The sequence below is a fragment of the Nocardia sp. NPDC003482 genome (assembly GCF_053588115.1).
In genome coordinates this window covers 14,721-34,081 of record NZ_JBSFPI010000006.1, presented here as the reverse complement: position 1 = coordinate 34,081, position 19,361 = coordinate 14,721, and the positions used below count along the sequence as shown (strand labels likewise).

Annotated in this window: 18 protein-coding genes; 5 read left to right on the top strand and 13 right to left on the bottom strand. The window is 71.3% G+C overall.

Annotated features, from left to right (window positions below; translation table 11 throughout):
* The first annotated feature begins 3 nt into the window (after positions 1-3).
* From ACWDSJ_RS10985 to ACWDSJ_RS10975, 3 genes are read left to right on the top strand one after another with little or no spacing between them, the layout of a single operon-like run.
* Complete coding sequence (locus ACWDSJ_RS10985; protein ID WP_450031104.1) at positions 4-1,452, top strand: MFS transporter; 1,449 nt, start codon at positions 4-6, stop codon at positions 1,450-1,452.
* Positions 1,449-2,375: a glucosyl-3-phosphoglycerate synthase gene (locus ACWDSJ_RS10980; protein ID WP_450031102.1), complete on the top strand. Its 927-nt coding sequence runs from the start codon at positions 1,449-1,451 to the stop codon at positions 2,373-2,375. The genes ACWDSJ_RS10985 and ACWDSJ_RS10980 overlap by 4 nt, the downstream gene beginning before the upstream one ends.
* Before the next feature lie 28 nt (positions 2,376-2,403).
* Positions 2,404-3,420 (top strand): alpha/beta hydrolase, encoded by a 1,017-nt coding sequence (locus ACWDSJ_RS10975; RefSeq protein WP_450031100.1) that lies wholly within the window; start codon positions 2,404-2,406, stop codon positions 3,418-3,420.
* Here ACWDSJ_RS10975 and ACWDSJ_RS10970 read toward each other — a convergent pair.
* The 12 genes from ACWDSJ_RS10970 to ACWDSJ_RS10915 form a co-directional block, all read right to left on the bottom strand.
* Positions 3,392-4,534: a helix-turn-helix domain-containing protein gene (locus tag ACWDSJ_RS10970; protein ID WP_450031098.1), complete on the bottom strand. Its 1,143-nt coding sequence runs from the start codon at positions 4,532-4,534 to the stop codon at positions 3,392-3,394. The two genes, ACWDSJ_RS10975 and ACWDSJ_RS10970, sit on opposite strands and share 29 nt — an antisense overlap.
* A 145-nt stretch (positions 4,535-4,679) precedes the next feature.
* Complete coding sequence (locus ACWDSJ_RS10965) at positions 4,680-5,942, bottom strand: helix-turn-helix domain-containing protein (RefSeq protein ID WP_450031096.1); 1,263 nt, start codon at positions 5,940-5,942, stop codon at positions 4,680-4,682.
* A 108-nt stretch (positions 5,943-6,050) separates the two neighbouring features.
* Positions 6,051-6,626, bottom strand: coding sequence for a hypothetical protein (locus tag ACWDSJ_RS10960; protein WP_450031094.1), 576 nt, complete (start codon positions 6,624-6,626; stop codon positions 6,051-6,053).
* A gap of 23 nt (positions 6,627-6,649) precedes the next feature.
* Positions 6,650-7,606 carry an MlaD family protein gene (locus ACWDSJ_RS10955; protein ID WP_450031092.1) on the bottom strand — a complete coding sequence of 319 codons (957 nt, stop codon included), beginning with the start codon at positions 7,604-7,606 and terminating at the stop codon, positions 6,650-6,652.
* A complete protein-coding gene (locus ACWDSJ_RS10950; protein WP_450031090.1) occupies positions 7,603-8,679 on the bottom strand; it encodes an MlaD family protein in 1,077 nt (358 codons plus the stop codon). Before ACWDSJ_RS10950 ends, ACWDSJ_RS10955 begins: the two co-directional genes overlap by 4 nt.
* The gene (locus tag ACWDSJ_RS10945) at positions 8,676-9,782 is read right to left on the bottom strand and encodes an MlaD family protein (protein ID WP_450031088.1); all 1,107 of its coding nucleotides are present in this window, start codon (positions 9,780-9,782) and stop codon (positions 8,676-8,678) included. Before ACWDSJ_RS10945 ends, ACWDSJ_RS10950 begins: the two co-directional genes overlap by 4 nt.
* Entirely contained in the window at positions 9,782-10,807 is a 1,026-nt protein-coding gene (locus tag ACWDSJ_RS10940; RefSeq protein ID WP_450031086.1) for an MlaD family protein, read from the bottom strand. Before ACWDSJ_RS10940 ends, ACWDSJ_RS10945 begins: the two co-directional genes overlap by 1 nt.
* Positions 10,795-11,802 (bottom strand): MlaD family protein, encoded by a 1,008-nt coding sequence (locus ACWDSJ_RS10935; RefSeq protein ID WP_450031084.1) that lies wholly within the window; start codon positions 11,800-11,802, stop codon positions 10,795-10,797. Before ACWDSJ_RS10935 ends, ACWDSJ_RS10940 begins: the two co-directional genes overlap by 13 nt.
* Positions 11,799-12,830 (bottom strand): MlaD family protein, encoded by a 1,032-nt coding sequence (locus ACWDSJ_RS10930; RefSeq protein ID WP_450031082.1) that lies wholly within the window; start codon positions 12,828-12,830, stop codon positions 11,799-11,801. The genes ACWDSJ_RS10935 and ACWDSJ_RS10930 overlap by 4 nt, the downstream gene beginning before the upstream one ends.
* Before the next feature lie 3 nt (positions 12,831-12,833).
* Positions 12,834-13,661, bottom strand: a complete 828-nt coding sequence (locus tag ACWDSJ_RS10925) for an MlaE family ABC transporter permease (protein ID WP_450031080.1) — start codon at positions 13,659-13,661, stop codon at positions 12,834-12,836.
* Positions 13,658-14,431 (bottom strand): ABC transporter permease, encoded by a 774-nt coding sequence (locus ACWDSJ_RS10920; RefSeq protein WP_450031547.1) that lies wholly within the window; start codon positions 14,429-14,431, stop codon positions 13,658-13,660. Before ACWDSJ_RS10920 ends, ACWDSJ_RS10925 begins: the two co-directional genes overlap by 4 nt.
* 203 nt (positions 14,432-14,634) lie before the next feature.
* Positions 14,635-14,784 carry a hypothetical protein gene (locus ACWDSJ_RS10915; protein WP_450031078.1) on the bottom strand — a complete coding sequence of 50 codons (150 nt, stop codon included), beginning with the start codon at positions 14,782-14,784 and terminating at the stop codon, positions 14,635-14,637.
* Between the two features lie 124 nt (positions 14,785-14,908).
* Between ACWDSJ_RS10915 and ACWDSJ_RS10910 the strand changes: the two genes are divergently transcribed.
* Both ACWDSJ_RS10910 and ACWDSJ_RS10905 read left to right on the top strand, forming a co-directional pair.
* Complete coding sequence (locus ACWDSJ_RS10910) at positions 14,909-16,366, top strand: flavin-containing monooxygenase (protein WP_450031076.1); 1,458 nt, start codon at positions 14,909-14,911, stop codon at positions 16,364-16,366.
* A complete protein-coding gene (locus ACWDSJ_RS10905) occupies positions 16,363-18,102 on the top strand; it encodes an FAD-dependent oxidoreductase (protein WP_450031074.1) in 1,740 nt (579 codons plus the stop codon). The genes ACWDSJ_RS10910 and ACWDSJ_RS10905 overlap by 4 nt, the downstream gene beginning before the upstream one ends.
* Here the strand turns inward: ACWDSJ_RS10905 and ACWDSJ_RS10900 are convergent.
* Entirely contained in the window at positions 18,089-19,351 is a 1,263-nt protein-coding gene (locus ACWDSJ_RS10900) for an acyl-CoA dehydrogenase family protein (protein WP_450031072.1), read from the bottom strand. The two genes, ACWDSJ_RS10905 and ACWDSJ_RS10900, sit on opposite strands and share 14 nt — an antisense overlap.
* Between the last annotated feature and the right edge of the window lie 10 nt (positions 19,352-19,361).

Below are 19,361 nucleotides of genomic sequence, written 5' to 3'. Positions count from 1 at the left end.
CCCATGACCGTTCGCACCCTCGGCGCCCACCGGGCCTGGCTGGCGCTCGGCGCGTGCCTGTTCGCGGTCTTCATGCAGATGCTCGATCTCACCATCGTCAACACCGCGCTGCCCGCCCTGGCCCACGAGCTGGCCGCCTCCGAATCGCTGCAACTGCTCGTGGTCACCAGCTACGGGCTGTGCTTCGCCTGCGCGCTGCTCACCGCCGCGCGGCTCGGGGACCGATTCGGCCGTCGCACACTGTTTCTCGCGGGCATGGGCGTGTTCACCCTCGCCTCCGCGTGGTGCGCCGCCGCGCGCTGGCCCGCGGAACTCGCGGTCGCGCGCGCGGTGCAGGGCGTCGGCGCGGCGGCCGTGGCCGCGCAGACCATCGCCATCCTCACCACCGCCTTCCCGCCCCGGCGGCGGGCGCTGGCCTTCGGCGTCTACGGGGCGGTGGCGGGCGCGGCCGGGCTCGCGGGTCCGCTGCTGGGCGGGGCGCTGGTCACCGCGGACGTGGCCGGGCTGAGCTGGCGCGCGATCTTCGTGATCAATCCCCCGCTCGGGATCGCCGCGCTGCTCATGGCCCATCGCGCGGTCGGCGACGCGCGCGCGGAGCGACCCGAACCGGTCGACGTGCTGGGGGCCGCGCTGTCGGCGGCCGGGCTGGGCCTGGTGCTGTTCCCGCTGGTCACCACGCGCGACGCGGGCTGGCCGCCGGGGTCGGTCGCGACGCTGGTCGCCGGACTGGTCGTGCTCGCCGCGTTCTGGCGGCGGCAACGGTCCCGGGCCCGGATCGGGCAGGACGCCCTGGTGCCACGAGAGTTGTTCGCGGACCGGCCGTTTCGGATCTGCTCGGTGCTGATGCTGGTGTTCTACGGGCTGTTCACGGCGCTGCTGTTCGTGGTGTCGGTGACCGCGCAGACCGGGCTGGGCTGGTCGGCGTGGCAGACCGGGCGGCTGATGCTGCCGTTCGCGGTCGGCGCGCTGCTCACTGCCGTCACCTCCCCGCTGCTCGTGGCCCGGCTCGGCGGCCGGACGCTGACCCTCGGCCTCGGCCTGTTCGCGCTGGGCATGGGCGCGCTGGCGCTGTGCCTGCATCCGCGCGCGGGCGGCCTGGATCCCGATTCGGTGGTGCTCCCGGCGCTGCTCGCCGGGGCCGGGATGGGCTGGTTCTCCCCGCCGCTGCCCGCGATCATGGTGGCCGGGCTCGGCGAGCGGTCCACCGGCGCGGCCTCCGGCGTCGCGCCGACCGTCCAGCAGCTCGGCAGCGCGCTCGGCACCGCGCTGCTGGGCACGGTGTTCTTCACCCGGGTCGGCGCCGATTCGGTGGAACCGCTCGGGCCGCAACGCTTTCTGGCCGCCTGCGGCACGGTGCTGTGGATCATCGCGGCGGTGGCCGCCGTGCTCACCGCGGTCACCGCGGCGCTGCCGACTTCCCGCTCGTCGACTCCCGCGGAGGTATCGCGATGATCGTCCCGAAGGCGCCCAGCTGGTTCGACCGGCCGTGGTCGATTCCCGAACTCGTCGAACGCAAGGACGGACGGACCGTCTCGGTGGTGTTGCCCGCGCTGAACGAGGAGGCCACCGTCGCCGGGGTCGTGGCCTCGGTGCGGCCGCATCTGGGCGGGCTGGTCGACGAACTGCTCGTGATCGACTCCGGCTCCACCGATCACACCATCGCCCGCGCCCGCGCGGCCGGGGCCACCGTCTACACCCGCGAGGAGGCGCTGCCCGGGGTGCGCCCGCGGCCCGGCAAGGGCGAGGTGCTGTGGCGGTCGCTGGCGGTGGCCGCCGGGGATCTGATCGTGTTCGTCGACTCCGATCTGGTCTGTCCCAGTACACGATTCGTGCCCGCGCTGCTCGCGCCGCTGCTGTTCGATCCGAACCTGAAGCTGGTCAAGGGCTTCTACCGCCGCCCGCTGAGCGGGGACCACGCGGGCGAGGCCGACGGCGGCGGGCGCGTCACCCAGCTGGTGGCCCGGCCGCTGCTCACCGCGCTGGCGCCCGCGCTCGGCGGCGTCGTGCAGCCGTTGGGCGGGGAGTACGCCGCCACCCGGGACCTGCTCACCGCCATCCCGTTCGCGCCGGGGTATGGGGTAGAGATCGGCATTCTCATCGACTGCTGGCGACGGCACGGCGTCGACGCCATCGGCCAGGTCGACCTCGGCACCCGGCGGCACCGCAACCGGCCCACCCACGAACTGGCGGTGATGAGCCGTCAGGTGGTGGCCACCCTGCTGGATCGGCTCGGCGTCGCCGACTCCGGCGTCGGGCTGACCCAGTTCATCCCGGAGGGGGCCGCCTGGCGGCGGATCACCACCGAACTCGACGCCGCCGACCGGCCCCCGATGGCGCGGGTGTCGGACCGGTTCCCCGAACTCGACATCGCCTGAAACATCGTCCGCCCGAAGGATTTTCGTCATGCGCACACCCCGGAGCCGTAGACTCCCGTGGCGGCCGCCCGCCGTGGTGACGGCGATCGCGGCCCTCACGGCCGCCACCGCGATCGCCCTGACCGGACCCGCGGCCGCCGCACCGGACGGCTCCCGTCTGGACCACCTCGAGGACGGGCCGGGCCGGGTCACGGACATGTACGTCTACTCCGCGGCCATGCGCACGGTCGTGCGCGCGCAGGTGCTGCGCGCCGCCGACCCCACCCGGCCCGCGCCGACGCTGTACCTGCTCAACGGCGCCAACGGCGGCGTCGGCGGCGGCTGGTACGACGAGACCGACGTGTCCCGGTTCTTCGCGGGCAAACAGGTCAACGTGGTGATCCCGATCGGCGGCGCGGGCAGTTACTTCACCGACTGGCGCACCGACGATCCCGTGCTCGGCCGCCCGCGCTGGAAGACGTTCCTCACCGAGGAGCTGCCGCCGATCGTGGACGCCACGCTGAACGGCAACGGCGCCAACGCGATCGCGGGATTGTCCATGGCCGCGACCGCCGTGTTCCACCTCGCCGAGACCGCGCCCGGACTCTACCGGGCGATCGGCGCGTACAGCGGCTGCGTGCGCACCAGCGATCCGGAGGGGCAGGCCATGGTGACCGCCGTGGTGGGCCGCTGGGCGGGCAACGCGACGAACATGTGGGGGCCGCCGGGGGATCCGGCGTGGGCGGCCAACGACCCGTATCTGCACGCGGATCGGTTGCGCGACACCACGATCTACGTCTCCAGCGGCACCGGCGTCCCCGGCGCCCTGGACACCCTCGAGGGCGTGCACGGCGATCCGGCGCAACTCGCCTGGCAGCTGATGTTCGGTTCGCCGCTCGAGGCGGTGATGCACCACTGCACGGTGAACCTGCGGGAACACTTGGCGCAGTTGGGGATTCCCGCCACCTTCGACTTCCGGCCGGACGGCACCCACTCCTGGGGGTACTGGGAGCAGGATCTGCACCGGTCGTGGCCGGTCATCGAGGCGGCGTTGAACCGGCCCTGACCCGCAATGCGATCAGGCCGGACCGCAGATACCAGGCCGCGCGGGGATCGGCGGGCGGCAGCCCGGTCAGCTCCTCCACCCGGCGCAGCCGCCGCCGCACCGAACTCGGGGAGATGCCGAGGTGGCGCGAGGCCGCCTCGGGTCGATCCTGCGCGGCGAAGTGGGCGCGCAGGGTCTCCAGCAGCTCCGGTTCGTCGCGCAGCGGGTCCAGCAGCGCCCGCAGCCGGGTGCGGCCGAGGCCGGGGCGGGTGAGCTGATACTCGCAGGCCAGATCCTCGAACCGGTGCAGCCCCGGTCCCCGGCCCAGGGTCAGCGCCAGATCCAGCACCTCGTGCGCGCGTTCGCCCGCGCGGTCCAGTTCGCCGCCCGTCGCCTCGGAATACGTTGCGGTGATCGGGGTTTCGGCGGCCCGCGCGAGGCGAGCGACGAGCGCCGAGAGCCACGAATCGACCGGCTCGGCGGCGGACTCCCGGGGCACGATCGCGGTGCCGCCCACACCGCTCAGCGTGGCCGACACCGCGCCGGGCACGGCCCGGCCGAGTTCGCCGCGCACCCGCGCGGCGCGGCGGCGCGCGACCACACGCGCGTCGAGTCCCGGATCGCGGTCGTCGGGATGCGGGGCGAATTCCATTGCCAGCACGAGGAATCGGCCGGTCCGCTCGGTCGTGTCGCGAGGGGTGTCGATCGGTCCGGCGGCCAGCCGGGTTCCGGCCGCGTAGCCGCGCGACACCGCCGCCGACAGCGCGCCCAGCGCGTCCAGCAGCGCCGAACCGTTGCGGCGCACGGCATCCGGGCTCGACCACTCCAGCGTGGGGGCCGTGGCCTCGAAGCCGCGATCGATCGCGATGCGCACGGTGCGGTGCAGCACCGCGACCGGCGCCGCGCGCTCGGCCCAGCCGGCCGCGACGCGTTCGAGCACGAGCAGCGTGTCCGGTGCGATCGCGTCGTTCGCGCAGACCCGCGCGAGCGCGGTCAGGCAGCCGCGGGCCACCGCCGTCAGGTCGCCGCGCGCGCCGGAACCGTCCGGCCCGCAATCGGATTCGATCTCGTCCACGATCGCCCGCAGCAGCGCGCGCGGCGCCGGTTCGGTTCTCGCGTCGAGCACCGCTGTCATGACACACCTCGTTCGGGCACACGTCCGGTCTTCGCAGTTCGGCAACTCTATCGGGGATGTCCGCCCGGGGAACGGGCCGAAGCGCACAATCTCGGGGGCCGCCGATGTGCACTGTGGCCAAGGCGCGCCGCGGCGTTGTGAGAGTTCAGGAAACCGGCGCGGTCCGTCCGAGAACGCTCACGATCTCCAGCGCCAGGGCGACCTGTAACGCGCTGTGCTCGAGCGGGCGGGGCAGCAGGGCGCGGGCGCGGTCGAGCCGGTAGACGATGGTGTTGCGGTGTGCGAACAGTATCCGCGCGGTGCGGGCGGCGTTCCACCCCTGTTGCAGATACACCCGCAACGTTTGCAGCAGTTCGGGTTCCGCGCCGATCAGGTCGCCGAGGGTGCGGGTGACGAACTCGTGCGCGCGTTCCTCGTCGTCGGCGGTGAGCGCCACCACCTCCACCTCGTCGTAGGTCGCCAGCCGGGTGGGCGCCCGCAGTCGCCGCATGAGCCGCTGGGTGGCGACCGCGTCGAGATGGCTGCGCCGGAAACCGGCGGCCCCGGAACCGATGGAGCCCAACGCCATTCGGGTACCCGGCGCGCTCTCCAGCGCCTTGTGCACGAGGTCGGGGTCCGGCCGGGTGGCGGCGGGGACCCACACCCACAGCGTGGCCGGGCTCGGCGTCACGGTGAGCGGGTGGGCCGCGCCGGTCATCCGGGCCAGCGCGTCGGCCGCGGCGTCCAGCGCCTCGGGCACCAGCGGATACGAATCGCTCCACACGATCGCGGCCAGATGCGGTCCGTCCAGCGGGTAGCCCAGCCGCCGGGCGGCGCGGTCGGCCCCGATCGGGGCCCCGGCCAGCACCAGGTTGATCGTCTCCATCCGCTCGGTGTGGTCGAGGTCGGCGAGCTGGCGGCGTTCGCGCTGGATCAGGTCGAACACGCCGGTGAGGGTGGCGTCGACGAAGGCGAAGATGGACGCCATCATGAGGTCGAGCAGTTCGCGGATCTCGTGCGGATCGGTGCTGAGCAGGAACGCGAACTGGGTGAAGGTGCGCACGGCGGCGTTCTGCCCGGCGTGGAAATTCGTCACCAGCATCTCGTCGAACCCGTGCCGCACCACCGCGCGGGCCAGATCCACGTTCTCCGCGGACAGATTCGCGCTCACCGGAACGCCCGGCGCGTGCAGATTCGCCGCGCACCAGTGCCCGAGGTTGGCGCGCACGCAGGCCCGGATCGCCTCGGCCACACCCGGTTCGACGGCCACCGGCGGCCCGGCCGCCGCCAGCGACGCCTCGTCGATGACCCGGTAGATGGACTCGGGGTCGACCAGCACCATCTCCACGGCCGTGCGCAACAGTTCGGCGATGCGCGGCGTGGGCGGCTCCCAGTACCGGGAGCCGTTGCCGTACGGTTCACCTGCCATCCATTCGGACGCTACGGCACGAGTTCGGTTGGACGGGCGGGCTTTTCCGCCGTTCGTGGCGCGGCACAATCCCGCCGCGCGGAATCGGGAGATGTCACAGTCGCGAGATCACTTGCCGCCCAACGCCCCGTCGAGGCCGCCGACGTCGGTGACCTTCCAGCCCGCGGCGCGGTCGACGGTGACGTTGTAGGTGACGGTGGTGTGGCCGCCGTCGGGGGTCTGGGCGTTGGTGGAGGAGACGGTGAGGAAGACGTCGATCTTGTAGACCCCGCCCGCGTCGCCGAGCGTCTTGGCCGCGATGGGGGTGGCGGTGGAGGTCCATTTCAGCGGCAGCAGTATGTCGCGCAGCTTGGGGGCGGTGGCGTCGAACTTGTTCGCCAGCTGCGGGGAGGTGTTGGCCTTCAGCCGGGTGAACCAGTCCTCGACGTGGTTGTAGTCGATGGTGGACGCGCCGAGCGCGTAGTCGGTGGCGACCTGTTCGGCGTGGCGCTGGTCGGCGGCCGCGGCGTCGCGGTCGCGCAACTCCCCCCGCGCGCCGAGCCAGGCGACCGCGAATCCGACGATCAGCGCCACGGCGAGCGCCAGCGCGGCGGCGGCGAGGACCGTGGACATCCGGATCGACACGCTCAGCGAGCGCCCGCGGCGGGGCGATTCCGGTTGCGCGGCAGCGGTTTCGGTGGTCATGGCTTTCCTCCCACTGGGCGGCGTCAGCGCACGCCGACGCGCACGTGTACGGCGTTCTCGTCCAGGCCGAGCAGGACCTGGGAGATGAGGGCGCTCAGGTCGATTCGCGGGAACGCCCGCACGGCGATGTCGCGCAGCGGCGCCAGCATCGGGGCCAGCGGCGCGAGATCGGGCCCGATGGCGTCGATGCGGGCGGTGAGCTTGTCCAGGAACGGCACCAGGCCGTTGCCCTCGAGGTACATGCGCGGGGAGTCCCCGGTGGTGAACAGCCGTCCCACCGCGTCGGCGATGGCGTCCACCCGCTGCCCGAATTCGATGAACGGCGGCGAGGCGGCCGTCATCGCCGGACCGGTCCAGTCCATATCGGGGGCGATGGACTGCAAGGCGGTGATCGTGCGGCCCAGCGCGGCGGAGCGGTCGCTGATCAGCGCGGCCAGCAGATCGGTCGAGCGCGCCAGATCGGGGACCACCCCGGCGTTCCCGGCGTACCCGGTGACGACGGTGTCGATCAACCGGCCCACCGCGTCCGGGCGCAGCTGGCGCAGCAGTTCGGCCGCCATCCGCGCCATCCGCGCGATCGAGATCGCCGGGCGGACGCGATCGGGCGGAATCGTCTGCCCGTCGGCCAGATACGGGCCGTCCGCCGTGCGCGGGACGATCTCCACATAGGGTTCGCCGAGCACCGACAGGTTCTCGATGACGACCCGGCTGTCCAGCGGCACCCGATGCTCCGCGTCCAGCCGCAGCCGCACCCGCACCCCGGCGGGCGCGGTGTCCACCGCGGCCACGGTCCCGATCCTGACGCCGGTGAGCAGGACCGCCGAACCTTCGCCGAGCCCGCCCGCGTCGGGCAGGTCCATGAGCGCGGTGGTGTGATCGGCGAACGCGTCCCGGTTCACCACGCCGAAGGCGAGATACGCGCTGCCCAGCACCGCCACCGCGACGATCGCGCCCAGCGACAGCAGCGAGCCGATCCTCATCGCACCACTCCGATCATGCGCAGGCTGTCGATGATCCGGCCCACCTGATCGTCGGCCGATACGGGCGCCCCGGCGGCGGTCACCGCGGCACGGGTGATGTTCACCTTCGGTCCGTGCTCGACGAACGGAATCACCTTGTCGCGCAACCACGCCACGAGCGCGTTGAGATTCGAGGGGGCGTCCAGATCCAGCGGGCGGCTGGTGAACAGCAGCGGCACGAACGCCTCGGCCGCCTTGTCGCCCGCGTCGGCGATCGGGGCCAGCCACAGCAGCGCGTGCGCGACCGACCCGAGCGCGCCCAGCACCCCGATGACCCCGACGATCGAGGACACCGCGTCGGTGATGTGCTGCACCTCCTGCTCGGTGAGCATGGTGGCGAGCACATCGATCTGATCGCGCATGACCTGCGAGTCCGCGGTGAACCCGTTCAGCAGCGCATCCACCTCGTCGAGATTGCGGGCCAGATCCATGGTGTCCGCGCCGACCGTGTTCGCCAGCCGCGCGGTCTCCTGCGGGGTGGGCGGCAGGATGGTGTTGAACCGATTCACGATGTCCTGCAACTGATGTACCGCGCCGCCCTCGAGGAACGTCGCCAATCCCGCGAGGGTGTCCTCGATCTGGATGGGCCGCCGGGACTGCCGCAGCGGGAGGAGCCCGCCGTCGCCGAGGGCCGGGGCCGCGTCGCCGGCGGGGAAGGCCAGCGCCAGATGCATATCACCCAGCAGCGTGGTCTGCCGCAGTTCGGCGGTCGAATCCGCGGGCAGCCTAACCGATTTCGCGATATCGGCGTAGACGACCACGTGCCCGCCCGCGCCCGGCTCGGCGGCCCCGGGATCCACCACGGCCACCCGCGCGACGGTGCCGACCCGGGTGCCGTTGGCGATGACCTTGGCCTTGGCGGGCAGATTCAGGGCGCTGGCCAGTTCGATGCGGACGGTGTAGGTCGGCTCGGCGGTGGTGGGCAGCGGGATCGGCACGCTGCCCGGATCGATGCCGCAGCCGCAGCCGAACAGGGCCACCGTTCCCAGCACGCCCCAGCGGGCGCGGCGGAACACGCTGTGTGCCATGGTCATCGGGCACTCACCGTCCCCAGCACGAGGGTCACGAGGTCCACGTCGGCCATCCCGTTCTCGGCCCCGGTGCAGCGGCCGGGGGCCACGGCGTTCACGGCCCCGCACACCGCGTTCGCGTCCGGGGCGGGCAGCGCCACCCGGGGCGGGCGGTAGGTCACGCCGGGCTGGCCGCTGTTCGGGTCGAAGACCGTGCGCAACGCGTCGAGCAGCGGCGGGATCATGGCGAGGATGTCGCCGATGACGCGGATGTTCGCGCCGATGAACCGGGTCAGCGGCACGGTCGCGTCGAGCAGGGTGAGGATGGCGCTGCCGAACATGGTGGTGATGTCGTTGATCATGGGCAGCACCCGCCGGAAGCCGTCGATGATGGTCACGGTCTCGCTGAACAGTTCGTTGTTGACCTGATCGAGCACCTGGGCCAGCCGGGTCAGCATGGATTTGATGTCGCCCCAGTGCGCGGCCACGGCCTCTGACAGCCGCGACAGCGAATCCACCACTCCCGCAAGGTGACCGAGGGCCGCGTCCGGAGAATCCAGCGCCACCCCCAACCGCCGGATGAGGTCGTTGATCTGCTGACCCGTCCCCGCGGTGGCGTTATCCAGGCCCGCGACCGCGCGACCCAGCGGGGGCGCGGCGGTGCCGTCCGGGCCGACGACCTGTTCGGCGAGCCGGGTGAGCGCGTCGAAGGTTTCGCTGATGCTCTTGGGAGTGAGCGTCTTCGTGACGCACCCGTCACGCGGGGTAGTGGGCCAATCCTCTTGCAGCACAGCCAATTCGCGGTCCGCGACCACCGTGCGCGCGACCGTGGTGGCCGCGGCGTCCGGGCCGACCGGATAACGGGTGTCGACGGTGAAATCGACGCGGACCTTGTCCCCCTGCGGGGCCACCCCGGTCACCCGCCCGACCGTGATACCTCGCATGGTGACGTGATTGCCGGGATACAGGCCGATGGCATCGGGCATGAGCGCGCAGTAGGCGTGGGCCGGGCGCGGCGGCTCGACCACCAGATATCCGGCGACGGTGAGCGCGCACAGGGCCAGCGCGCCGACGGCGGACATGAATCCGCGCGAGGCGAGCAGGCGGCGCGTGGACGGTCCGACCATCAGCACGCCTTCCCCGGCACCGGAACGCACACCTCGGACACCAGGCGTTCGCCGGAGTCGTCGATCCCCACGGTTCCGTCGGGTCCGATCAGCGCGGTGAGCTTGCGCCCGATCTCGTGGACCGAATTCACCATGGCGACAAGCTTTTCCCCGATGGACTCGAGTTCGTGCAGCGCGTCCGCCAAGGGCTGGGCCATCGGTTTGAACGTCCCCTCCCACGCCGGTTGCAACGCGCCGATCCGGTTGATGACGCGGTTGAGCGCGCGCACGGTCTCGCGCACCTCGTCGCGTTTGTCGCTGATCATGGTCTCGAGCAGATCCACCTTCTCCACCAACCGCCGCAGCTCCGACTTCCCGGTGGTGACCGCGTCGAGGTATTCGTCGGCGATCGCGGTGGCCTTGGACACGTCCGCGCGCTGCTGTTCGAGCACCTCGACAAAATGCCCGACGCCGTCGAGCACCCGGCGCACGCTCTCGGGGCCGGTTTGCAGCCCGTCGGCGAGGGAGGCGAGGTTCTTGCGCAGCGTGTCGCCGTCGATCTCGCGGACCGGGGCCACCGCGTCCTCGAAGACCTGCATCAGGTTGTACGGCAGTCGCACCCGGTCCGCGGGAATCGGCATGCGCCCCAACGGTTGTGACCCCGCGGGCGTCACCGCGACGTAGTGTCCGCCGACCACGGTGAGCATCCGGATGTCGAGGGTGGTCTCGCTGCCGAGGAACACGCTCGAGTCGACCGCGAACCGCATCTCGACCCAGCGCGGGCGCAGCTCCAGCGAACGCACCGACCCGACCGGGATACCCGCGACGCGCACGTCGTCGCCCGCGCGCACCGACTGCCCGTCGGCGAGATAGGCGGTGTAGACGGTCTGCCCGACCGGCACCGCGTACAGCACCGACACCGCCAGCAGCAGCGCCGCCACCGCCAGCGCCCCGCCGATGCCCAGCCACAGCTGTCGTCGCCGCTCCCGCACGGCCGCGGGCAGCGGCCGCCGAATCAGGGTCCGCCGAATCCTCAACGCTTGCATACCGATACCCTCCGGCCGTCGACGAGCACCCGCAGCGGCGCGGGCACCTCGGCGTCACCCTTCGCGCAGACCCGCGTCGACCCCGGAATGGGCGACGGGATCGCGGCGTCCAGTCCCTCCAGCAGCGCGGGCAGCCCGGCCAGCAGATCGGCGATCGCCTTCGGGTCGGGGAGGTAGCGCCGCACGATCTCGTTCACATCCGGGTTCTCCCCCACCGTCAGCCCGATCGTGGCCAGCAGCCGGTCGGCCGGGTACAGCACCGGCGGCGCGGTCAGCGCGAAGTCGATCAGGCCCTCGAGGTTCCTCTGGAGGGATTCGAAGACGTCGGAGACCTTGCCGAGGAAATTCACCAATTGTGGTGAGCGCCCGCCGATCCGGTCCGCGATCTCGGACAGATTGCGCACCAGCGTGGTCAGCACCCGCTGCCGGTCGCCGACGTAGGCGCTGAGTTCGCCGAGCGACGCCAGCGCCGGGGCGATGCCCTTGCCCTCCCCCTCGAGCACGGCCAGCATGCTCGTGGTGAACCGGTTCAACGCGTCCGGCGACAGGGTTTGCAGCACCGGCTCCAGGCCGTTGAACAGGGCGGTGATATCGAACGACGGCACGGTGTGGTCGGCGGGCACGAGCGCGCCGGGTCGGATCCGCGCGCCCGGGGCCGGGTCGTGCTGGATGTCGACATACCGTTGGCCGGTGAGGTTCTGGTAGCGGATGGCCAGGTGGGTGTTGTCGTAGAGCGGGGTGTCGGTCTTCACCGTCAGCCGCACCCGCGCCAGCGTCCCGTCCAGCCGGATGCCCTCCACCTTGCCGACCTGCACGCCGTAGACGCGCACGTCGTCGCCGACGCGCAGCCCGTTGGCGTCGGTGAACAGCGCGTCGTGCGTTTCCGTGGCCCCGGCGACCGGACGCTGAATCATGGTGAGCACCACCGCGAATGCCGCGATCATGGCGATGGTGAACAGCGCCAGCCGCCACAGCGAACCGGAGGTGGTCGTCATCGCGGACCTCCCGGCAGGCCCAGCGGCACGGCCACGGCCGGGACGCCGGACAGGTCGAGATCCAGATTCAGCACCGGCCCGTCCGGGGTGTCGGGCATGGCATTCCGCAATCGCCGGATGATCTCGCCGACTTCCGCGCCGGACCGTTGCGGTGTCGGCACCATCTGGGCGAGCACGGTGAGAAACGGCACCACCAGATCGGTGAATCCGGCGAAGGACGTACCCGCGTGGTTCAGCGTCGTCTCCAGCGTGGGGAACAGTTGGTGTACGACCATGGCGATCCCGGTGTCGACCTTGTCGCGTTCGGTGCGCAGCGCGGTGTTGGTGTCGAGGCTGTAGAGCACCTTGATGATCGCCCCGATCAGATCGGCCCCACCGGTGAGCGCCTCCCCGAACCGCCCGACCACCAGCGACAACTCCTCGCGCTGGGTGTCCAACACGATGCGCGCGAGCACCACCATCGATTCCAGCAGCGGTGTGAACGAGCGCAGATCCGAGCCGAACCGCGCGATGACACCGGCCAATTCGGGAGTGAAGACGCGATCGCCGACCTGGGACAGCCCGCGCAGCAGCGAACCCATGGTGGCGTCGTCCACATCGGCGGGCCGGGCGGTGAGATCCACGACCGTGCCCGCGCGCAGCGGAGTACCACCGGGACCGCGATGCAACTCGATCTCGCTGACGCCGAACAGGTTTCCCGGCGCGTACTGCACGCGCAGACTGTCGTCGAGCCCGTGCAGCCGGGAACCGTCCAGCCGCAGCGTGATTCGCTGCGACCCGGCGGCGGCGGGCTCGATCGCCACGACATCGCCGACCGGCACCCCGTCCATCCGCACCCGCGCCCCCGCCACGATGCCGTCACCGACTTGCTTGGCGCGCAACGTGATGCGCAACCCGTCCGGCGGTCGCAGCGCTTGATATCCGGCGATGCCCCCAGCCACGAGCGCGGCCACCAGCACCGCCGCCAGCCCGGTCGAGCGCGCGCGGCCGCGGCCCACCGTCACACCGGGCATTCCGTAATGCGGCATCGGCTACCCCTTGAACTCGATCGCGGTGTGAAAACCCCACAGCGCCAACGTCATCGCCATATCCAGGGCGATGATCGCCACCGACGAGGCGCGCACCGCCCGCCCCGAGGCGATGCCCACCCCCTCCGGGCCGCCCGCGGCGAAGAAGCCGTAATAGCTGTGCACCAGGATCACCGCCGTGGTGAAGATCGCGACCTTGACCACCGCGGCGAGCACGTCGAACCCGGACACGAACTGGAAGAAGTAGTGGTCGTACACGCCCGCGGACTGGTTGTGCACCACCGTGATCAGGCCGCGGCAGGCCAGATAGCTCAGGATCAGCCCGATCAGGAAGGTGGGCACCATCGCGATCGCCCCCGCGATCACCCGGGTGGTCACCACGAACGGCGCCGACCGCAGGCCGAGCGCCTCGAGCGCGTCGATCTCCTCGGAGATCCGCATGGCCCCGATCTCGGCGGTCATCCGGCAGCCCGCCTGCCCGGCGAAACCGATCGCCGCCGCGATGGGCGCGAGTTCGCGGGTGATCGCGTACGCCGACACCACCCCGGTGACCGGGCCCATGCCCAACATGTCGAGCGTGGTGAACGATTCGACCGCGACCGACGCGCCCATGACCAGCCCGAGCACGATCATCATCGGCACCGTGCCGCCGCCCACGATGACCGAGCCCGCGCCCCAGGTCATATCGGTGACCGCGCGCAGCGTCTCGGCGCGGTAGCGCCGCAGCGTGAGCGGGATCGCGGTCAACACCTGCCACACGAAGGCCAGCGCGAACCCGATCGACTCCACCCACCCCAGCGGCGAAACCCGGTGCGGCGCCGCGGTTCTCATGCCAGCCTCGTCGGCAGGAACATGGCGGTGAGCTGGGTGGCCGCCAGATTCACCACCACGATCGACACCATCGACAACACGACCGCCGCGTTCACCGCGTCGGCCACCCCGCGTGGGCCGCCGCGGGCCTCGAGACCGCGCTGACAGGCGATGACCACCACCAGGAACCCGAAGACCACGGCCTTGAGCAGCGACAGCCACACGTCGGCGACGGTGGTGAACGCCCCGAAGGTCGCCCAGTAGCTGCCCGGGGTGACGTCCTGCCCGCCGATGGCCACCGCGTACCCGGACAGGATGCCGACGAAGATGATCAGCACGTTCAGCAGCGGCGCCACGAACAGCATCGCCACCATGCGCGGAATCACCAGGTGCCGAACGGGATCGATGCCCATGGTGTCGAGCGCGTCGATCTCCTCCCGGATCGTGCGCGCCCCCAGATCCGCGGCGATGGCCGCCGCGCCCGCCCCGCCGAGCAGGAACCCGGTGGCCAGCGGCGCGCCCTGCTTGATCACGCCCAGTCCCCCGGTCGCGCCCAGCAACGAGTCCGCGCCCAGCGCGTGCACGAGATTGCCCACCTGCACCGAGACGATCACCCCGAACGGAATCGCCATCAGCACAGCGGGAATCGCGGTCACCGCCACCAGCCGCCACGCCTGCCGGGCCGCCTCGCGCCACGGGAACCGGCGGGCGACGGCCTCGGTCACGCACCCGGCGGCGGCCCCCTGCGCCACCCCGACCGCGCGGCCGAAGGTTCGCAACGAGGCCACCATCGTGTCGGAGAAGTTGGTCCGCAGCACCCCCACGATTCCGGCGTCCGCCACAGCCGCCACACCTCCATCCGTCCCGGCATCGTCGCAGTGCCAGGTATTACAGCCGGACGGAAACCGCAGCCCACGGCTTCGCGGCGGGCTTGCCGAGAATTCACAACCGGTGGCGGCGGCCGTGACCGTGCGTCACAGGAGGCCGGGCGGTCTCATTCCTCGCGCGAGTCGTCGGGCTCGGTCAGCTCCGGCGCGAGTTCGCGCGTGGCCATGCCGCCGTCGCGGCCCTGATCGGTCGGCCCGGGGCGGCCGCCCCGCGGCTCCTTCGAACGGTCCTTCTCCTCGTGCTCGTCACGCGGCATGATCTCCCCTTTCGTCGTCGAGGAGAGCTACCCGGCCCGGCCGATTCCAATCATGGCCGGAAATATGGATTTTCTGACCCCGAGTGCGAGTCGTCCCGGCTGGTCCAGGGCTTAGCGTGGGGCCATGAGCACACCCTCGATCGTCATCATCGGCAGCGGATTCGGGGGGCTCGGGGTGGCGATGGAACTCCAGCGGGCGGGGCTGACCGAGTTCACGTTGCTGGAACGGGCCTCGGATGTGGGCGGCGTGTGGCGGGAGAACACCTATCCGGGGGCGGGCTGTGATATCCCCTCGCCGCTGTACTCCTACTCCTACGCGCCGCGCACCGACTGGCCCAAGCGGTTCTCCGAGCAGCCCGACATCCTCGCGTATCTGCGCCGGGTCGCGCGCGAGCACGGGCTGCTGCCGCACATCCGGTTCGACACCGAGGTCACCGCGGCGGAGTTCGACGAGGGCGCCGGGCGGTGGACCGTGCGCACCGCCGACGGCACCGAATTGCGCTGCGACATCCTGATCTCCGCGGTCGGGCAGTTGTCGCGGCCCGCGCTGCCCGACATCCCGGGCGTGGAGACCTTCCGCGGCACCGCCTTCCACTCCGCGCAGTGGGATCACGACGCGGATCTGACCGGTAAGCGGGTCGCGGTCATCGGCACCGGCGCGAGCGCGGTGCAGTTCGTGCCCGCGATCGCCTCGCGGGTGGCGCATCTGACGCTGTTCCAGCGGTCGGCCGCGTGGGTCATGCCCAAACCCGATGTGCGGTACAAGGATTGGCATCATCGAGCGTTCCGGCTGCTGCCGATCACCCGGCTGACCGAGCGGTTCGCGTTCTGGCTGTTCTGCGAGTTCCTCGCGCTGGCCATCGTCGACGTCCCGCTCATCCGGCGGCTGGTGACCTGGATCGGCCTGCGGCACTTGGCGAATCAGGTGCCCGATCGGGAGCTGCGCGCGAAGCTGACCCCCGACTATCCGGCGGGCTGCAAGCGAGCGCTGTTCTCCAACGACTACCTGCCCGCGCTCACCCGCCCGAACGTGACGGTGGAGACCACCGGCATCACCGAGATCACCCCCAGGGGCGTGCGCACCGCCGACGGCGCGCTTCACGAGGTGGACGCGATCGTCTACGGCACCGGCTTCAAGGGCACCGAATTCCTCTGGCCCATGCGGATTTCCGGGCGCGGCGGCCGCACGCTGTCCGACGAGTGGACGGGCGGCGCGCGGGCGTTCAAGGGCATGACGGTGCCGGGCTTTCCGAATCTGTTCCTGGTGTACGGCCCCAACACCAATCTCGGCGTCGGCTCGATCGTGTACATGATCGAGTCGCAGGCCCGCTACATCCGTCAGGCCATCCAGCACCTGGCCGCCCGCCCGGGCCGGCTGCTCGAGGTGCGGCCCGGGGTGGCCGCCGAATTCGATCGCCGCGTCCAGCGCCGCCTGGACCGCAGCCCGTGGACCTTCTGCTCGAGCTGGTACCGCGACGCCGCCGGGCGGATCACCAACAACTGGCCCGGCACCGTGACCGCCTACCGGTGGACCACGCGCCGGATGGACCCCGCTGACTACGAACTGGTGGAGAGCAGATGAGTTTCGACTACGACGTGGTGGTCGTCGGATCCGGCTTCGGCGGCAGCGTCACCGCGCTGCGCCTGACCGAGAAGGGGTACCGGGTCGGCGTGCTCGAGGCGGGCCGCCGCTTCGCCGACGACGAGTTCGCCGAGACCTCCTGGAAGGCGCGGCGCTACCTGTGGGCTCCGGCGCTGGGCTGCTTCGGGATTCAGCGCCTGACCCTGTTGAAGGACACCTTCATCATGGCCGGGGCGGGCGTGGGCGGCGGTTCGCTGGTCTACGCCAACACCCTCTACGAACCGCCGGACAAGTTCTACCGCGACCGCCAGTGGGCGCACATCACCGACTGGAAGGCCGAACTCGCCCCGCACTACGACCAGGCCAAGCGCATGCTGGGCGTCACCACCAATCCCGCGACGACCCCGTCGGACCGGGTGCTGGCCGAGATCGCCGAGGACATGGGCGTAGGCGCCACCTACCGCAGCACCCCGGTGGGAGTCCTGTTCGGCGGCAGGGACACCCGGCCCGGCCAGCCCGTACCCGATCCGTACTTCGGCGGCGTGGGCCCCGAGCGCGCGACCTGCACGCACTGCGGCGAGTGCATGACCGGCTGCCGCCACAACGCCAAGAACACCCTCGTCAAGAACTACCTGTACCTCGCGGAAAGGGCCGGGGCCCAGGTGCTTCCGCTGACCACGGTCACCGATGTGCGGCCGCTGCCCGGCGGCGGCTACGAGGTCGCGACCGTGCGCACCGGCCGCTGGGTGCGCACGGCCCGGCGCACCGTCACCGCCGAACAGGTGGTGTTCGCCGCCGCGGCGCTGGGCACCCAGAAACTCCTGCACCGGCTGCGCGACCGCGGCTCGCTGCCGGACATCTCCCCGCGCCTGGGCGAGCTGTCGCGCACCAACTCCGAGGAGCTGCTGTCGGTGCGCAGCCGCCGCACCGACGTCGACTTCACCAAGGGCGTGGCGATCACCTCCTCGATCCACCCCGACGCCGACACCCACATCGAACCGGTCCGATACGGCAAGGGCAGCAACGCGATCGGCCTGATCGGCACCGCCATGATCGATCCGGACGGCCGCACCGGCAAGGTCCGGCTGTGGGCGCGCACCATGCGCCGGATCGGATTCCGCGACGCCGCCCACCTCCAGAACCCGCACCGCTGGTCGGAGCAGATGATCGGGCTGCTGGTCATGCAGTCGGTGGACAACTCCATCACCACCTACACCAAGCGCGGCCTGTTCGGACGCCGGATGACCACCAAACAGGGTGTGGGCGAACCGAATCCGACCTGGCTGCCCGCCGGGCACGAGGTCGCCCACCGGGTCGCCGAGAAGATCGACGGCATCCCCGGCGCGGGTTGGAGCGCCCTGTTCGACATCCCGATGACCGGCCACTTCATCGGCGGCTGCGTCATCGGCGACTCCCCCGACACCGGCGTGGTCGACCCCTACCACCGCATGTACGGCTACCGCGGCCTGCACATCATCGACGGCTCCACCATCTCCGCGAACCTCGGCGTGAACCCGTCACTGACCATCACCGCCCAGGCCGAGCGCGCGGTCGCGCTGTGGCCCAACAAGGGCGAGCCCGACCCGCGCCCGGAGCCGGGCCAGCCCTACCGGCGCGTCGCCCCCGTCCCGCCGCGCGCGCCGGTCGTTCCGGCAAGCGCGCCGGGCGCGCTGCGCCTGCCGATCGTCGAGATCACCGGTCCCGCAACGGAATCCGACGACGCTACACGCCCTTGACCGCGGCCCGGTCCATGAATCCGAACAGATACCCCGCCACCCGCCGCATCTGGATCTCCTCCGCGCCCTCGGTGATCCGGTAGCGGCGGTGGTGGCGGTAGATGTGCTCGAACGGCGTGTGCCGCGAGTAGCCGAGCCCGCCGTGCACCTGCATGGCGCGGTCGGCGGCCTCGCAGCACAGCCGGTTGGCCCAGTAGTTGCACATCGACACCTGCTCCGACGCCGCGAAGGTGCCGTGGGTGTCCATGGTCCAAGCGGTCTGGCGGATCAGCGCGCGCAGCATCGCGCACTGGGTGTGCAGTTCGACGAGCGGGAACTGGATGGCCTGGTTCGCGGCCAGCGGCTTGCCGAACGGCTTGCGCTCCTTGGCGTACGCGACCGCCCGGTCGATACAGTATTGCGCCGCACCGAGACTCGACGCCGCCTGCCGGATCCGGTTCTCGTTGAAGAAGTGCTGCACCACGCCCAGGCCGCGCCCCTCCTGCCCGAAGACCGCCGTATGCGGGACCCGCACGTCGGTGAGTGAGACGCGGGCGTGGTCGGTGGGCATGTTGAACGTCCACAGGTATTCCTCGACCAGGAAGCCGGGGGCGTCGGTGGGCACCAAAAACGCGGTGATGCCCGTGCCGTCACCCGCCCGCCCGGCGGTGCGGGCGAAGATCAGATCGGCCTCGGCGATGTGCACGCCGGTGTTGAAGGTCTTGGCCCCGTTGATGATCCACTCGTCGCCGTCGCGCACGGCGGTGGTCTCCATGTGGGTGGCGTCGGAGCCGTGCTCGGGTTCGGTGATGCCGAAGGCGAAGAACTTCGTCCCCGCCGCGAGGCCGTCCACCCAGTGCCGCTTCTGCTCCTCGGAACCGTACTCGAGCATGAGCAGCAGGCCCACGTTGTTGGCGACGATGGCGTGCTCGTTCTGGAGATCGCAGTGCAGGCCCAGCCCGCGATGGGCCAGGTGTTCGCGGATGACGGCCATGCCGAGGTTGGTGCCGTCGCGCCCGCCGAACTCCGCCGGGAAGGCATAGCGGTAGTGGCCCGCCGCGTCGGCCCGGCGACGCGATTCGGCCAGCAGCGCCTCCCAGTCCGCGGCGGGCAGGCCGCCGCGGTCCCAGTCGGTGCGGGCGTCCTCGCGGCGGTGGTCGAAGAAGCGGATGTTGTCCTCGGCCTGTTCCAGCGGCGTGATCTCGGCGTCGATGAACTCGTCCAGCTCCCGCAGGTACGCGCGCAGGTCCTCGGGCAGGTCGAAATCCATACTGTCTCCT

Bases quoted from the DNA above. Each gene is read 5' to 3' on its own strand.
- ACWDSJ_RS10945 (WP_450031088.1), bottom strand. From the start codon at position 9,782: ATGGTCGGACCGTCCACGCGCCGCCTGCTCGCCTCGCGCGGATTCATG.
- ACWDSJ_RS10965 (WP_450031096.1), bottom strand. From the start codon at position 5,942: ATGGCAGGTGAACCGTACGGCAACGGCTCCCGGTACTGGGAGCCGCCC.
- ACWDSJ_RS10920 (WP_450031547.1), bottom strand. From the start codon at position 14,431: ATGGTGGCCTCGTTGCGAACCTTCGGCCGCGCGGTCGGGGTGGCGCAG.
- ACWDSJ_RS10950 (WP_450031090.1), bottom strand. From the start codon at position 8,679: ATGACCATGGCACACAGCGTGTTCCGCCGCGCCCGCTGGGGCGTGCTG.
- ACWDSJ_RS10970 (WP_450031098.1), bottom strand. From the start codon at position 4,534: ATGACAGCGGTGCTCGACGCGAGAACCGAACCGGCGCCGCGCGCGCTG.
- ACWDSJ_RS10915 (WP_450031078.1), bottom strand. From the start codon at position 14,784: ATGCCGCGTGACGAGCACGAGGAGAAGGACCGTTCGAAGGAGCCGCGG.
- ACWDSJ_RS10985 (WP_450031104.1), top strand. From the start codon at position 4: ATGACCGTTCGCACCCTCGGCGCCCACCGGGCCTGGCTGGCGCTCGGC.
- ACWDSJ_RS10930 (WP_450031082.1), bottom strand. From the start codon at position 12,830: ATGCCGCATTACGGAATGCCCGGTGTGACGGTGGGCCGCGGCCGCGCG.
- ACWDSJ_RS10900 (WP_450031072.1), bottom strand. From the start codon at position 19,351: ATGGATTTCGACCTGCCCGAGGACCTGCGCGCGTACCTGCGGGAGCTG.
- ACWDSJ_RS10925 (WP_450031080.1), bottom strand. From the start codon at position 13,661: ATGAGAACCGCGGCGCCGCACCGGGTTTCGCCGCTGGGGTGGGTGGAG.
- ACWDSJ_RS10910 (WP_450031076.1), top strand. From the start codon at position 14,909: ATGAGCACACCCTCGATCGTCATCATCGGCAGCGGATTCGGGGGGCTC.
- ACWDSJ_RS10935 (WP_450031084.1), bottom strand. From the start codon at position 11,802: ATGACGACCACCTCCGGTTCGCTGTGGCGGCTGGCGCTGTTCACCATC.
- ACWDSJ_RS10960 (WP_450031094.1), bottom strand. From the start codon at position 6,626: ATGACCACCGAAACCGCTGCCGCGCAACCGGAATCGCCCCGCCGCGGG.
- ACWDSJ_RS10980 (WP_450031102.1), top strand. From the start codon at position 1,449: ATGATCGTCCCGAAGGCGCCCAGCTGGTTCGACCGGCCGTGGTCGATT.
- ACWDSJ_RS10955 (WP_450031092.1), bottom strand. From the start codon at position 7,606: ATGAGGATCGGCTCGCTGCTGTCGCTGGGCGCGATCGTCGCGGTGGCG.
- ACWDSJ_RS10975 (WP_450031100.1), top strand. From the start codon at position 2,404: ATGCGCACACCCCGGAGCCGTAGACTCCCGTGGCGGCCGCCCGCCGTG.
- ACWDSJ_RS10940 (WP_450031086.1), bottom strand. From the start codon at position 10,807: ATGCAAGCGTTGAGGATTCGGCGGACCCTGATTCGGCGGCCGCTGCCC.
- ACWDSJ_RS10905 (WP_450031074.1), top strand. From the start codon at position 16,363: ATGAGTTTCGACTACGACGTGGTGGTCGTCGGATCCGGCTTCGGCGGC.